The sequence below is a fragment of the Paenibacillus daejeonensis DSM 15491 genome (assembly GCF_000378385.1).
Lineage (GTDB): Bacteria > Bacillota > Bacilli > Paenibacillales > Paenibacillaceae > Paenibacillus_D > Paenibacillus_D daejeonensis.
The window spans coordinates 200,635-215,196 of the sequence record NZ_KB899661.1 but is presented as its reverse complement, the minus strand read 5'-3'; the positions used below and the strand labels follow the sequence as shown (position 1 = coordinate 215,196).

Sequence of the window (14,562 nt, the reverse complement as noted above, 5' to 3'; positions counted from 1 at the left end):
AGAGATGAGCAGGATGAAAATCAAACTGTACGTTGCAGTTATGGTGATGGCAGTGAGTCTGGTCGTAGCGGCTTGCGGCAACAGCGCGAGCACGGGCACCTCAGGATCGACGCAAGGATCGTCTGAAGGCACAAATGCGGTGAACAATGGCGGGGCAGAGCCTGCTGTGGAGCTGCCGTCGCTGCGAATCTCCCGGGAATCCGGTCCTTCCTCGGGCCTGCTATTCATTGCGGATGATCAGGGCTTTATCTCCGATCAGGGACTGGATTATGAGATTGTCTCGTTCGCCAATGGCGCGGAGGCGGTCGATTCCCTGCAGGCCGGACAGATCCAGGTGGCCTTCGGGGCAGCGGACACGTTCCCAATCCGGGGTGTCGACATCGGCATCACTGGACTGACAGCGGTTAGCCAGCAGCCCGAAGCGGTCAGCATTGTCGTCAGCAGCGACGTCGAGGGGCCTGAGGATCTGAAGGGGCGGAGCATCGGGATCGTACCGGGCTCGGTCAGCCAGTATGTGCTGGAAAATATGTACCTGGCCGATGCCGGCCTGACGCGGGATGACTACAGTGTGACGCAGACCGGACCAGCGGAGATGGTAGCCTTGATGGCGCGCGGCGATATTGATGCTTTTGCACTGTGGGATCCGTTCCCGGCCAACGCGGTGAAGGCGCTTGGTGACAAGGTCAAGCTGATCACCACCTCCGGCGAACTGGGCATTCCCAATACAACGTACCTGCTTGTCTCGAAGGGCTCGCTGTCGGATGAGGCGTACACGGCCGCCTACGGCAGGCTGATCCGCGCATTGCAGCAGGCGCAGACGTTCCTGGAGGAAAACCCGGAGGAGGCCGGCAAGATCATTGGCGCCGCGACCCAGCTGACGGAGGAAGAGATGGCCGAGCGGCTGGCCCAGCTCCGGCTGGAGGTGTTCATGGACGACTCGGCAGTTGATGAAATCGAGAACTACAACGAGATTTTGTCCTCAACCGGCGCAGTGCCGGAGAAGATTGATATTAGTCAGGTACTGGATCAGGAATTCGTCAGCCGAATCGCGGACTAACAGCAGAGCAGACAAGGAGGGACGTCTCAGATGGCCAAACATCACTTGAATCCCTCGCCCGAAACGGTTCATTGGGGATATGTCGGCGGGGCGCAGGAGCCGGCCTTGGAGATTGAACCTGGCGATTCGCTCGTGCTGCGCTCGGTCGCTGGTTCACCGGATGATCCCGTGCCGGCAGCCTGGATTTCGCCGGAGCTGCGCAGCATCCATGAGCACGTGACGGATCGGGGAGCCGGGGTTCATATCCTGACGGGGCCGGTTGCAGTGAAGGGCGCCGAGCCCGGGGACACCCTCGTAGTGCGTATGGACCGAATTCAAATTGATGCGCCTTACGGTTTTAACTATATCGGTCCGATGTCAGGACTGCTGTACCATGCGTTTGATGAACCGGATACTGCCATTCTTACTTATAACGAAGATCGCAGCACGGCCCAGCTGGGCCGGTTGCAGCTGCCGACCCGCCCGTTCTTCGGCATCATGGGCGTAGCCCCGCCGGAGAGCTGGGGCCGGGTATCGAGCATCACGCCGGGTCGCTTCGGCGGCAACCTCGACAACAAGCAGCTGATTGAAGGTACAACGCTGTACTTGCCTGTTATGCGGGAAGGCGCGTTCTTCTATGCCGGCGACGGGCACGGCGCCCAGGGTGATGGCGAGATTGACGTAACGGCAATTGAGACCGCCCTGGAGGGGGAGTTTCACTTTGAGCTCCTGAAGGGCACGGATCAGCGGTGGCCGTATGCAAGACGCGGTCATCTCCTGATCAGCATGGGGCTGGAAGAGAGTCTGACAGGGGCGCTGGTGGCCGCCACCCGGCACATGATCGAGCTGCTGGAGACGCAATATGGCTTGTCATACAAGGAAGCGTACCGCCTGTGCAGTCTGGCCGCCGATTTTCATATTACCCAGGTCGTCAACGGCGTCAAGGGTGTCCACGGGATGCTCGACACGTCGGTGATCGGTCCGGCGCAAGCTGGCTGACCCCGGGCGTACGCAGATGTCCAACACCATGGAGGGATGAACACATGCTGTCACACAAAGATAACGAGCGCATCACCCAGGTCGGGGCAGGCACGCCGCTTGGCGCGCTATTCCGCAGCTACTGGCTCCCGGCACTGCTCTCGGAGGAGCTCAAGCCCGGCGGGGCGCCGGTGCCCGTCAAGCTGCTCGGCGAGCGCCTGGTTGCTTTTCGCAACAGCGGGGGCAAGGTTGGGCTGGTCGGGGAATTTTGTCCGCATCGGGGAACCTCCCTGGCGCTGGGCCGCAACGACGATTGTGGCCTGACCTGTATCTATCACGGTTGGGCATTCGATACGGATGGCTCATGCACGAATATGCCTTCGGAGCCTGACTACAGCAAATTCAAAGATACAATCAAACAGAAAAGCTACCCGATCCATGAGGCGGGCGGTCTGGTCTGGACCTACATGGGACTTGCCGAGGAGCAGCCGCCGTTTCCCAACCTAATCTGGACCTCGCTGCCCGAGTCGCACCGGATGGTGGCCAAGGTGTACCAGGAGTGCAACTATCTGCAGATTTGGGAGAATGAGATCGATTATATGCACGCCGCTTTTGCCCATCTGGCCCTGCAGGAGCAGGACATGAAGGAGGGGGCGCTCAGCACCGAGCTGGGCATCAATCCGTCGCATCCGCTTGTCACCTCCCACAACCCGCTGTTGACGGTGGAACCGACCACCTACGGCTTCCGCAATATGTTCGTCGGGCAGTCGGGGGAGGAGGAGCAGTTCATTCTGGAGGCGCCGATTCTGATGCCGAGCTTCGCCTACACCCCGCGGGTCAAGGAGGAGGATCATCTGTTCCACGCCTATGTGCCGATCGACGATCATACGACATGGTCCTACGACATCCACTTCACCCTGGATCGTCCGCTCAATCATGACACGCAGAAGGAACGGCGCGGGCTCTGGGTGGATGAGAACTACCGCAAGCTCTACAACAAGAGCAACAACTACCAGCAGGACCGGGAGATGATGAAGGCGGGCAATTTCTCTGGTATCGTCGGCATCAGCAATCAGGACCACGCCGTGACCGAGAGCATGGGACCGATCGTTGACCGTTCCCGCGAGCATCTGGGGACCAGCGATGTTGGGGTCATTGCGTTGCGGCGGATGATTCTAAAATCACTCAAACGGATGGAGCAAGGCGAGAAGCCGCTGGGGCTGGACCCGGACATCCCGATGGACAAAATCTACAGCGAAGGCGTTATTGCGCCCAAGGGCATTCCCTGGAAGGAAGCCTGCCCGCTGGACCCGGCGTTTGCTCCGGTCAAGAGCGAGAAGGCCAAGTCAGGGCAGGATAGCACGGTAAAAGCGTGATTGTGGTAGACGCGAGAATGGTTAGTGCCATCATAAGAATGCCTGTAAAAGTACGCCGAAGTGTGCGAGACAACGCGGAGACAATAATCAGACATAGCGCGGCACGGGGATCGTTTAAGCCTATACAAAACAGGCGGACCCGTGTTCTGGAGAGGAACCCCGGACATGGGAGTGGCGGGGAACCATCGCATTAGATCGGCATTCAACAAGAGAAGGCGAGGTGGGCGAGCTGCCATCGTATACATTGGGGATCGACATCGGGACCACCGGGGTCAAAATTATTCTCCTCTCGCGGGATCGCATCGTCTATCAGACGAGTGTGGCGCAGCAACTGCGTTCGCCGCAGATTGGCTGGGCCGAGGAGGATGCCGGTGAGTGGTGGCAAAATACACAGACGGGTCTTCGCCGCATGCATGAGCGCGTCCCTGACGCAGCTGGCGGCATCGTTGCAGTGGGGGTCAGCGGCATGGTGCCGGCGATTGTTCTACTGGACGAAGCGGGTGAGCCGCTGCGGCCGACCATCCAGCAGAATGATGCCCGCGCAGTCGCTGAGATTGCTGAGGTCACGGAGACGCTGGATCAGGACGCGTTGTTCCGGCGCACCGGCGGATATACGAATCAGCAGCATGTGCTGCCGCGGATGCTGTGGGTGAAGCGGCATGAGCCTGAAGTCTGGCGTGGCATCGCTACCGTGATGGGCTCGTATGATTATATCAATTACAAGCTGACGGGCGTTCGGGCACTGGAGATCAATTGGGCGGTTGAGAGTGGCATGTATGATATCCGCAGCCGGCGCTGGCTAGATGACTCGCTTGCGCTGCTGGGTCTGCCGGAGACCGTGCTGCCGCCCGTGTATGAATCGCAGTCGGTGATCGGCGGGATCAGTGAAGCCGCCGCGGCGCTTACGGGTCTTCCGGTAGGCATCCCGGTTATTGCTGGCAGTGCCGACCATGTGGCTTCGACGCTGGCGGCGGGCATCACCGAGCCCGGGGAGCTGCTGATCAAGTTCGGCGGTGCCGGCGATATCCTCTATTGTACGGAGGACATTCGCCCGGATCCCCAGCTGTTCTTTGACTATCACGTCATTCCGGAGGCGTACCTGCTCAATGGCTGTATGGCCTCCAGTGGTTCGCTCGTGAAATGGTATGCGAATGAAATGCTGCAGGATTCGTCGCCGGAGCTATTCGCTACCTTGGATAAGGAAGCGGCGGCGGTCCCTGCGGGTTCGGACGGCTTGATCATCCTGCCGTATTTTCTCGGCGAGAAGACGCCGATTCTGGATCCCGAGGCCCGGGGCGTGTTGTTCGGCCTGACGTTATCCCACGGCAGAGGTCACATCTTCCGGGCCATCCTGGAGGCGGTCATCTACGGCTTCCGTCATCATCTGGATGTCCTCCGCGAGCTGGGCTGTGAGCCGACTCGGGTACTGGCGACTAATGGCGGTGCCAAGAGCAAATTCTGGTGCCAGATTGCAGCCGATGTGCTGGGTGTCCGTATCCGTGCCTATCCGGCACACCCGGGGTCGGCGCTGGGCGTCGCTTTTCTGGCAGGCAAATCAGTGGGGCTCATGGAGGAGTGGCGGGAGATTGACAGCTTCCTGACGGAGTATCGGGACTACGAGCCGCAGGAGGAGCAGCGCCGCATCTACGACCGGGCGTACCAAATCTACCGGGAGCTGTATCCGCAGCTGCAGCCGCAGTTTGCCCGTGTGAATGCATTATACAGCCAAGAGCAGCATGAGCTCATGACAGGAGGACACAGAGGATGAAGACATTGGGCGGACAGGTAGCCGTCGTAACAGGCGCGGGGAGCGGGATCGGCCGCAGTATTGCCATTCATCTGGCAGTGGCAGGCGCGACGGTGATTGCAACCGACGTGAACGGGGATGCTGCGCACGAGACGGTCACGCTGCTGGCTGCTCCGGTAGACAAACCGCATACATCGCGTGTACTGGATGTTACGAGCAAGGAGCATGTGAGCGGGGTGTTCAGCGACATTCATGCCGAGTACAGCCAGTTGGACATTCTGGTCAACAATGCGGGCGTGTCGACCATGAACCGCATCGAGAATTTGACGGAGCGAGAGTGGGATTTTAATTTTGATGTGAATATTAAGGGCATCTTCCTCTGTACGCAAGCGGCTTACCCCTATCTGAAACTGCAGCCGACCTCCCGCATCGTCAATACCGCCTCCATGGCAGGTAAGCGCGGCGTCCCGCTGCTGGCGCACTATGCAGCATCCAAGTGGGCGGTGGTTGGCTTCACCAAGAGTGCGGCGATTGAGCTTGCTCCGGATGGGATTACGGTCAACTGTGTCTGTCCCGGCTATGTGAACACGGGGATGCAGAGCCGCGAGCTGCTCTGGGAGGCTGAGCTGCGCGGTATGACGCCGGAGGCGGTGCGCGAGGAGTACATTCGCATGACGCCGCTCGGTCGTCTGGAGGAGGCGGAGGACGTAGCCAAGGCTGTCGTCTTCCTCGCTTCACCGGGCGCGGATTTCATAACGGGCGAAGCACTGGACGTCACCGGCGGTGCTGATCTGCTATAGCCCCTGTGGATGGCAGATTCAGTGGGCCAGAGAGGAGAAAGAGATGAACACAGACGCTTCGCGGTACCCCCATGCATCTAAACGCACCACGCTCTATGCCCGCTCCGGGATGGTTGCCGCCTCTCAGCATCTGGCGGCCCAGGCCGGGCTGGATATGCTGAAGAAAGGCGGCAACGCCGTCGACGCTGCCGTCGCCACGGCGGCTTGCCTGACGGTCGTGGAGCCATGCTCCAACGGCATCGGCGGCGATGCCTTTGCCCTCGTCTGGATGAAGGACCGGCTGCATGGCCTCAACGCCAGTGGTCCGGCGCCGATGGGCATCTCCGCCGCCAAGCTGCGGGCGCAAGGGCTTACCGAGATGCCGGTCTACGGCTGGACGCCGGTGACGGTGCCCGGTGCGCCTGCTGCCTGGGCGGCGCTCTCCGAGCGGTTCGGGCGGCTGCCCTTCGATGAGCTGCTGGAGCCCGCCATCCGTTATGCGGAGGAGGGCTACGCCGTATCGCCGACCGCAAGCAAGTTCTGGAAGAAGGCGTTCTATGAATATGAACAGGCCATCGAGGGCGAGCAGTATGCTACCTGGTTCAAGACCTTTGCGCCGGGCGGCAGGCCGCCGGAGCCCGGGGAGATTTGGGCTTCGCCGGGTCATGCGGATACGCTGCGGCGGATTGCGCAAAGTCAAGCAAGGGATTTCTATGAGGGCGAGTTGGCTGACCGAATCGATGCATTCTCCCGCGAGCATGGCGGTTATTTGCGCAAATCGGATCTGGCCGCCTTCCAGCCGGAGTGGGTGACGCCGATCAGCAGCCATTACCGCGATTGCGAGGTCTGGGAGCTGCCGCCCAATGGCCAGGGCATCGTAACACTGATGGCGCTTAATATTCTTAAGGCGCTGGGCGAGCCGCCGGACGATCCGGCAGCGGCCTGTCACCAGCGAATTGAGGCGATGAAGCTGGCCTTCGAGGATGGCCTGTGGGCGATCACCGACCCGGCCCAGATGCCGGAGGAGACAGTGAGCCATCTGCTCTCGGAGGCCTGGGCTGCGGAGAAGGCTGCACGCATCGGTGAGCAGGCACTGCTGCCCGAGATGCGATCGGTCCCTCGGGGCGGGACGGTCTATCTGGCGACAGCGGATGGGGAAGGCAATATGGTCTCTTACATCCAGAGCAACTATATGGAATTCGGCTCAGGCCTAGTTGTGCCGGAAACCGGTGTCGGCCTGCATAACCGGGGGCACACGTTCACTCTCAATGAGGGACACCCCAATTGCCTGGCGCCGGGCAAACGGACGTATCATACGATCATTCCCGGCTTCCTCTCGCAGGACGGCCAGCCGATCGGTCCGTTCGGCGTTATGGGGGCTTTCATGCAGCCGCAGGGTCATCTGCAGGTGCTGCTGCACACGCTCGAGGAAGGTTTGAATCCCCAGGCTGCCCTGGATGCGCCGCGCTGGCGCTGGGAGAGGGACCGCCAGGTGCTGATTGAGCCGGATTTTCCGGCGGAGCTGGCTGAGGCGCTGCGCGCCCGGGGCCACGAGCTGGTTGTCTCCGAGCATGCCGGGCTATTCGGCCGGGGCCAGATCATCTGGCGCGATCCGAAGACCGGTGTCCTCTGCGGGGGCACTGATCCCCGCACCGACGGCGTGTTGGCCACGTGGTAAGGCGAGCGGTGAGGCGGTGTTCTGCGGGTGAGACTGTCAGTTGTAGGGATGACACGCAGCAATAGAACTGGTGATGGCGTTCGCGCGTTGCGAAAGGAGAAGGTAGCATGGCTGTACTACGGATGAAGGAACAGACCTTTGAGGTGGATCTGGTCATCTTCGACAAGGATGGACTGCTCTTTGACGCTCGTTATTTCTGGCAGCGCCTGGCCGAGGCACGGATGCGCGTGCTGCAGCCGCTGCTAGGGGAGGCGGGCTTGACCGAATGGTGCGAGCTGATGGGTATCACGCATACGGGCCTGACGGCGCTCGACATCGATCCCGCCGGAATCTTTGCCCTGGCGCCTCCCCAGGAGGAAATTATCGTGACCGCTTCGCTGCTCAAGGTATCGACTGGCGGGGACTGGGGGGTCGCCCGGGAACGGGCGGCGGCGGCCTTCCGGCAATCGGATGAGCAGTTCGATCTGCAGGGGGCGCTGGAGCCGAAGCGGGGGTTTCCCGATATCTTTTGCCGCCTGCAGCAGGCCGCGATCCCGTTTGGTATTGCTACTTCGGATGACTACGATCGCACGATCCGCTCGGTTGGTCGGCATGTGCCGATTGAGTGGCTGACGTGCATCGTGACGCCTGTCGACGTAGAGCGTGGCAAGCCCCACCCCGATATGCTGGAGCTGATCTCGCGGACGACTGGGGTGCCGCTTCCCCGGATTGCCATGATTGGTGACTCCTTCGTCGATGTGGCGATGGCGAGCGCCGCGGGCAGCATAGGCATCGGAATTCCCGATGATCCGGTTATGGCAGAGCGGATGCTGCCCTGCGCCAGTATCATTATTGAGTCGTTGGACGATATCCTCATTGAAACAGCAGCAGTCCACATCTAATAGAAGGAGAGATTCGTATGAATTGGTTACAAGAGTTGGTCGGTGTAGACAAAGGAATCATCGCCATGTGTCATCTGCAGCCGTTGCCGGGTGATCCGCATTACGACGAAGTGAGGGGGATGGATTATGTGGTGGAGGCGGCCCGGGCCGACCTGCTGGCTCTGCAAAATGGCGGCGTCGATGCGGTGATGTTCTCCAACGAGTTCAGCCTGCCGTATCTGACCGATGTCCGGACCGAGACGGTGGCGGCGATGGCCCGGGTCATTGGCGAGCTGATGCGGGATATCCGGATTCCCTATGGCGTCAATGTGCTGTGGGATGCCAAGAAATCGCTGGATCTGGCAGCTGCTACAGGTGCGCAGTTCGTACGGGAGATTTTCACAGGCGTATATGCCAGTGATTTTGGTTTGTGGAACACAAAGGTGGGCGAGACGATCCGGCATCAGAAGGCGCTGGGTGCTTCCAACGTCAAGCTGCTCTTCAATATTGTCCCTGAGGCGGCCCAATACTTGGCGCACCGCGATATTGAGAGCATTGCCCGCTCGACGGTGTTCAATAATCGGCCCGATGCCCTCTGTGTCTCCGGCCTGATTGCCGGTGCCGAGACAGATACGCAGCTTCTCAAGCGGGTGAAGGATACGGTGCCGCAGACGGTTGTGCTCGCCAACACGGGGATGCGGCTGGATAATGTGGAGACCCAGCTGTCGGTTGCAGATGGCGCGGTAGTGGGGACCACGTTCAAGAAGGATGGCGTGTTCGAGAATGCGGTCGACGAAAAGCGGGTCAAGGCGTTCATGGATAAGGTCAAGGGCTTTCGCGGCTCGACCATGACGCTGGCCCCGGCCCTGCCTTAAGATGGGCGCGGCAGGAGGCGGTCCCGCGATGGCGATGAAGCCTCGGACGCATGCAGGAACCGAGGTGGGCTCTGTGCAGCTGCGGGTGAGTGATATGGCGCGGTCTGAGGCGTTCTATACCGAGGTATTGGGGCTGCGCGTGCTCAACCGGTACCACGGCTTGACGCGGCTGACGGTGGATGGCATTCATCCATTGATCGTACTGGAGGAAATAAAGGATGCGGTGCAGGTGCGGCCGCGTTCAACCAGTGGTTTGTATCATTTTGCGCTGCTGGTGCCGACCCGCAGCGATCTGGGGCTCGTGCTTCGGCAGCTGGCAGAGTGCAGGGTTCAGCTAGGCTCCGCAGACCATGATGTGAGCGAGGCGCTCTATCTGTCTGATCCCGACCACAACGGAATTGAGATCTATTGGGACCGCCGGGTGGAGCAATGGACCCAACTCGCGGGCGGACAGATCTACATGAGCGCGGATACGCTGGACGCGCATGGACTGCTCCGCGAGGCTGAGGGGCGGGAATGGAACGGCATGCCGGCGGGGACCCGGATGGGGCATGTACATCTGCATGTGCGGAACCTGGCGGAGGCAGAGCGTTTCTATTGCGGGCTGCTGGGCTTCAGTGTGAAGCTGCGCTATGGCCCCTCGGCGCTCTTCGTGGCCGCGGGCGGCTACCACCACCATCTCGGCCTCAACACATGGGCCGGAGAGGGCGCGCCGCCGACGCCGGAGAAGGCCCCGGGGTTGGCGAGCTACACCATCGTCAATCCCGATGTAGGGCACATCGAAGACATCTTGGTCTGGCTCGAGGAGGCAGGCATTGTGGTGGAGACCAAGGGCGACGGGTGGTACTTCCGCGACCCGAGCGGCATCGGCGTGCGCCTGACCACGTGCCCGGTATTGTAATTGCAGAAGACCCAGGGTGTGCCGATATCCGGTGCGGCCCGGGTCTTTGTTGTGTTGATTTAAGGGGATGGGGGGGCGCCGCTGAACCAAGGGCAAAAAGTTACTTGGATTGCGCTGAAGGAGGGGTTTCCACCCAACCAAGGGTAAAAAGTTACTTGGATTGCACCAACGGAGGGGATTGCACCCAACCAAGGGTAAAAAGTTACTTGGATTGCACCAACGGAGGGGATTGCACCCAACCAAGGGTAAAAAGTTACTTGGATTGCACCAACAGAGGGGATCCCACCCAACCAAGGGCAAAAAGTTACTTGGATTGCACCAACAACTCCCCCAGCCGCTCAAGCATCCTCGTCCCCCAACAGTTCTCCCAGCATGCGCTCGCTGTTGTTCATGAACTGCTTGGTGACGATATAGTGCTCCGTTTCCTGCCAGGCTACACGGCGGATGCCGTCTCCGTCCAACTGATAGATCCAGGCGTCGGGGTAAGCCATCAGGATTGGGGAGTGGGTGGCGATGAGGAACTGGGATTGCTGCCCGACGAGCTGATGCATGCGTGCCAGCATGGCCATCTGTCGGGAGGGGGATAGCGCAGCCTCGGGCTCGTCCAGCACATACAGGCCTCTGCCCCCGAACCGGTGCAGGAAGGTGGCAAAGAACGATTCGCCATGCGATTGCTCGTGCAGCGAGCGTCCACCATAGGATTCGATAATCTTAGGCGCCCGTGCGTCTTGCCGGTCCAGCTCCTCAATATTCGTGGCCAGATTATAATAGCTCTCCGCCCGGAAGAAGAACCCGTCCTTCGGCCGTCTCGCTCCCCGCACGGGCCGCAAATACTCGCTCAGCTGGGAATGGGTACGGGCCGTCTCAAATGTAAAGTTGCTCGTGCCGCCCTCCGGGTTGAAGCCGAGCGCCACCGCGATGGCTTCAATCAGCGTCGATTTGCCCGTGCCGTTCTCACCGACCAGAAACGTCACCTTTGGATGAAGCGCCAGCGTATCCAGCTCGCGTACCGCATCCAGATGGAATGGGTAACTCCCAAACGAAGGTACCTGCTCCCGCAGCAGCTCAATTCGAGAGACATAACCCGCCTGTTCATATAAGGACATTAGTGACTTCCCCCCAAGCATGTCATCATTTCCTCCAGTATAGCGCAAAATAGAAGGTGCTGCCGTTGTGAGAAAGAGACGTGATAGGATAGGGCCACCTAATAGTAGGTGAATGAAAAGGTGGGCGGGTATGAGAGACAACCATTGGGTAGTGGTGCTAAGATAGAGGCTTTGGAGCTGGACGAAAAAGACGACCGCCCCGTAGGGCAGCCGTCTCAAGTGGAGCTGTAGTTAATGTTCTTGCGGGATGACCGGTCCGGCACCTGCGCCAGTGTTGCGGCCTTTGCGGTGGAACAAGCGGTCCATGCCTTTGTGCAGGAGCGGCAGGACGTAGCGGTCAAGTCCGAAGCGTCCGGCGTTGGTGCCGCCCATCAGGACGAGGACACCTAGCAGAACCAGCCAAGGGTTAGTGCTTACCGTTCCGGCGAAGAGGAACATGAAGTTCATCATCAGTCCGAAGAAGGCGGCGGTGACGGTCAGTGTACCAAGGATTAATCCAAGTCCGACTAGCAATTCGCCCCAAGGGATCATAATGTTGATCAGCTTGACGTTCGGCAGTGCGAACGTTTCAATGAAGGCGTTGTAGGTCGGGTAGACGGCCGCGCCAGTCGCTTTGTCGAGGACCGGGTTGGTCACGGCGTTGGTCAGGTAGCCGGTGGCGTCGAAGCCACCAGTAAGTTTGCCCCATCCGGCTGTCAGCCAAGCATATCCGAGTACGATACGGATCACCGTCAGGATACCGGCTGCCCATTTATTGTTTCTCCAAAGTTTCATCATGATACTCACTCCCAATTTGTAGTTTAGTTGTTTTCATTTCTCTTTATGGCTTAAGTGTAGCGGACTTTTCTCTAGAAGTATGTGATTTTAATCACAAAGTCTGGTATAAGAAAAGGACGTTTAAGAGTTTTGTGAAGCAAAACTAGCTTCGTAAGAATAAGGTATCAGCCATTTGATCTTGCACCATCTCTTCATGACCTTCACTCTCCCTCTATGTTATTGACCGAAACAGCGACTTGCGCGATTCCTTCCGGCCCTGGATCTTCAGCTGTGAGGTTTCTCTCTGCTGTTTGTGTTGCCGGTGTGTTGTTTGGCTGTTTCGTTTTCTTTCTGACTTAAGTATATAACGAGATCACGGGGTGGGATGTGATTTATATCACAATGTAGAGCTTTTTTTGAAAATAGTTTTTCGCCGCTTGTCCCTACCTTAAGATAGAGCACACTCCATCCGAAGTATGATCCGTATACACGCATTGTAAGCGATTTTATAATGAGAGGCAGGAGGGGAATCCATGAAGACGAACCCGGCTGTTCAAGAAAACAAACCTATAGGTGCTGCTTCCAAGCCATCGCTGGGGCGGCAATTGCGCAAGCAGCTCACGATCCAGATTTTTGTGTGGCTGGGCATGGCGTTCCTGCTGGTATTCAGCTTTACGCCGATGTTTGGCGTTATTATGGCGTTCAAGGATTACAAAATATCGACTGGCATTGCGGGAATCTTCACGAGTGAGTGGGTGGGGCTCAAGTACTTTCACGAGCTGGTGAACGACTACAGGTTCCCGATGCTGGTGCGTAATACGCTGGCCATTAGCTTGCTGAAGCTGGTCTTTGCTTTTCCGGTGCCGATTCTGCTGGCTATCATGATTACAGAGGTCAAACAGGCGGTAATCAAGCGGCTTGTCCAAACCTTCAGCTACTTGCCTCACTTCATTTCGTGGGTCGTGGTGGTCGGTATCGCGTATGCTTTCTTCTCGACCGAGATTGGCATTATCAACCACGCATTGATCACATTGGGGATTATACATGAACCTCTGACGGTCTTGACCGACCCGGATTCCTTCTGGGGCCTGGCTGTTGGTACGGCTGTGTGGAAGGAAGCGGGCTGGTGGACGATTATCTTCCTGGCTGCCATCGCAGGTATTGACCCTGGACTCTATGAAGCAGCCCAGTTGGACGGGGCCGGGCGTTTGCGCCGCATCTGGCATGTAACCTTGCCGGGTATGCGGGGACCCATTGTAGTCGTCCTGATTTTGTCGATTGGCAGTATGCTAGGCGGTGGGCTTGTAGGCTCTAACTTCGAGCAGTCGATGCTGCTCGGCAATACGATCAACAATGACAAGTCGCAGATTATTCAGACGTATGCCTTTAATGTCGGCCTGGCTCAAGGACGGTTTGCTTTTGCCACCGCCATCGATCTAGTGCAGTCTATCATCGCCGTGTTCCTTATTCTCACGAGCAACTTTATCGCCAAGCGCGTATCGGGCACTGGCCTGTACTGACCACGGCAAGGAAAGGAGATGCCTGTATGGCCCGTAAGACAAGAGAAGATTATACTGTCGATACGATCAATTATATATTGCTCGCGCTGGTAGCGCTTATTACGTTGTATCCATTCTATTATGTCCTGATAGCTTCCTTTAATCTTGGTCAGGATACGGCACGTGGTGGATTGTACCTGCTGCCCCGGGCATTTACGCTCAATAACTATATCTATTTCTTCAATGATAAACATTGGGTCAACGCCTTCTTCATTACAGTGGCACGGACCGTTGTCGGCACGCTGCTGGGCGTCATCTTCACCTGTCTGGTTGCCTATGGCTTGTCCAAGCCGTATCTGTTGTTCCGTCGGTTCTATTTCCTGCTCATCGTCATTGCGATGAACATCTCGGGCGGTCTCATCGCTTTCTACGTGGTGCTGCGCGGCCTGGGTCTGCTCAATACGTTTGCCGTTTATGTCGTGCCGACGATGCTGAGCCTGTTCTTCCTGCTCATTGCTGTCTCCTTCTTCCGGGAAATACCCGAGGAGATCGGCGAGTCGGCTCGGATGGATGGAGCGGGAGAGATGACGATTTTCTTCCGAATGATCTTGCCGATTTCTCTGCCGCTGCTGGCAACGATGGGCTTGTTCCTCGGCTCCAATCAGTGGAATGCTTGGTTGGACTCGGCCTATTTTGTCCAGGGTCAGGGGCTGCGGACGCTGGCGTACCGCATGATTGAGGTCATCAATCAGACGATGATCAACACCGATGCGATTGGTGCAGCGTATGCCGGCAGCATGCAGGTGACTTCATTTTCGGCACAGGCCACGGCCATGGTGATCTCCGTTTTCCCGATTATCTGTGTGTATCCTTTCATTCAGAAGTACTTCGTACAGGGCATGATGCTGGGCTCAGTCAAGGGCTGACAGACTGCTGGTGACAGGTTCCGTTTCTATCGGGTGCCCGGGATC

The 14,562-nt window shown here is 58.4% G+C and carries 13 protein-coding genes; 11 read left to right on the top strand and 2 right to left on the bottom strand.

The features are described 5' to 3' along the window. The first annotated feature begins 13 nt into the window (after positions 1-13). The 9 genes from F556_RS0112095 to F556_RS0112055 all read left to right on the top strand — a co-directional run bounded on the left by F556_RS0112095 (position 14) and on the right by F556_RS0112055 (position 10,230). Entirely contained in the window at positions 14-1,057 is a 1,044-nt protein-coding gene (locus F556_RS0112095; RefSeq protein ID WP_020617221.1) for an ABC transporter substrate-binding protein, read from the top strand. Positions 1,058-1,087: 30 nt separating this feature from the next. Continuing rightward, positions 1,088-2,035 carry an acetamidase/formamidase family protein gene (locus tag F556_RS0112090; protein ID WP_020617220.1) on the top strand — a complete coding sequence of 316 codons (948 nt, stop codon included), beginning with the start codon at positions 1,088-1,090 and terminating at the stop codon, positions 2,033-2,035. Positions 2,036-2,079: 44 nt separating this feature from the next. After that, a complete protein-coding gene (locus tag F556_RS0112085) occupies positions 2,080-3,390 on the top strand; it encodes a Rieske 2Fe-2S domain-containing protein (protein ID WP_020617219.1) in 1,311 nt (436 codons plus the stop codon). Between the two features lie 220 nt (positions 3,391-3,610). Further along, a complete protein-coding gene (locus F556_RS33805) occupies positions 3,611-5,158 on the top strand; it encodes an FGGY-family carbohydrate kinase (RefSeq protein ID WP_020617218.1) in 1,548 nt (515 codons plus the stop codon). Further along, the gene (locus tag F556_RS0112075; RefSeq protein WP_020617217.1) at positions 5,155-5,937 is read left to right on the top strand and encodes an SDR family NAD(P)-dependent oxidoreductase; all 783 of its coding nucleotides are present in this window, start codon (positions 5,155-5,157) and stop codon (positions 5,935-5,937) included. The genes F556_RS33805 and F556_RS0112075 overlap by 4 nt, the downstream gene beginning before the upstream one ends. 43 nt (positions 5,938-5,980) lie before the next feature. After that, on the top strand, positions 5,981-7,594 hold the full coding sequence (locus tag F556_RS0112070) for a gamma-glutamyltransferase family protein (RefSeq protein WP_020617216.1): 1,614 nt from the start codon (positions 5,981-5,983) through the stop codon (positions 7,592-7,594). A gap of 107 nt (positions 7,595-7,701) precedes the next feature. Then, entirely contained in the window at positions 7,702-8,475 is a 774-nt protein-coding gene (locus tag F556_RS0112065; RefSeq protein WP_020617215.1) for an HAD family hydrolase, read from the top strand. A 17-nt stretch (positions 8,476-8,492) separates the two neighbouring features. Beyond that, positions 8,493-9,329: a BtpA/SgcQ family protein gene (locus F556_RS0112060; protein WP_020617214.1), complete on the top strand. Its 837-nt coding sequence runs from the start codon at positions 8,493-8,495 to the stop codon at positions 9,327-9,329. A gap of 28 nt (positions 9,330-9,357) precedes the next feature. Beyond that, a complete protein-coding gene (locus F556_RS0112055; protein ID WP_020617213.1) occupies positions 9,358-10,230 on the top strand; it encodes a VOC family protein in 873 nt (290 codons plus the stop codon). A 338-nt stretch (positions 10,231-10,568) separates the two neighbouring features. Here the strand turns inward: F556_RS0112055 and F556_RS0112050 are convergent, their stop codons facing one another. Further along, the gene (locus F556_RS0112050; RefSeq protein WP_020617212.1) at positions 10,569-11,336 is read right to left on the bottom strand and encodes an AAA family ATPase; all 768 of its coding nucleotides are present in this window, start codon (positions 11,334-11,336) and stop codon (positions 10,569-10,571) included. 231 nt (positions 11,337-11,567) lie between these two features. Further along, positions 11,568-12,113: a DoxX family membrane protein gene (locus F556_RS0112040; RefSeq protein ID WP_020617210.1), complete on the bottom strand. Its 546-nt coding sequence runs from the start codon at positions 12,111-12,113 to the stop codon at positions 11,568-11,570. A gap of 512 nt (positions 12,114-12,625) precedes the next feature. Between F556_RS0112040 and F556_RS0112035 the strand changes: the two genes are divergently transcribed. Both F556_RS0112035 and F556_RS0112030 read left to right on the top strand, forming a co-directional pair. Continuing rightward, on the top strand, positions 12,626-13,612 hold the full coding sequence (locus F556_RS0112035) for an ABC transporter permease (protein ID WP_020617209.1): 987 nt from the start codon (positions 12,626-12,628) through the stop codon (positions 13,610-13,612). A gap of 26 nt (positions 13,613-13,638) precedes the next feature. Beyond that, on the top strand, positions 13,639-14,517 hold the full coding sequence (locus tag F556_RS0112030; protein ID WP_020617208.1) for a carbohydrate ABC transporter permease: 879 nt from the start codon (positions 13,639-13,641) through the stop codon (positions 14,515-14,517). Positions 14,518-14,562 lie beyond the last annotated feature (45 nt).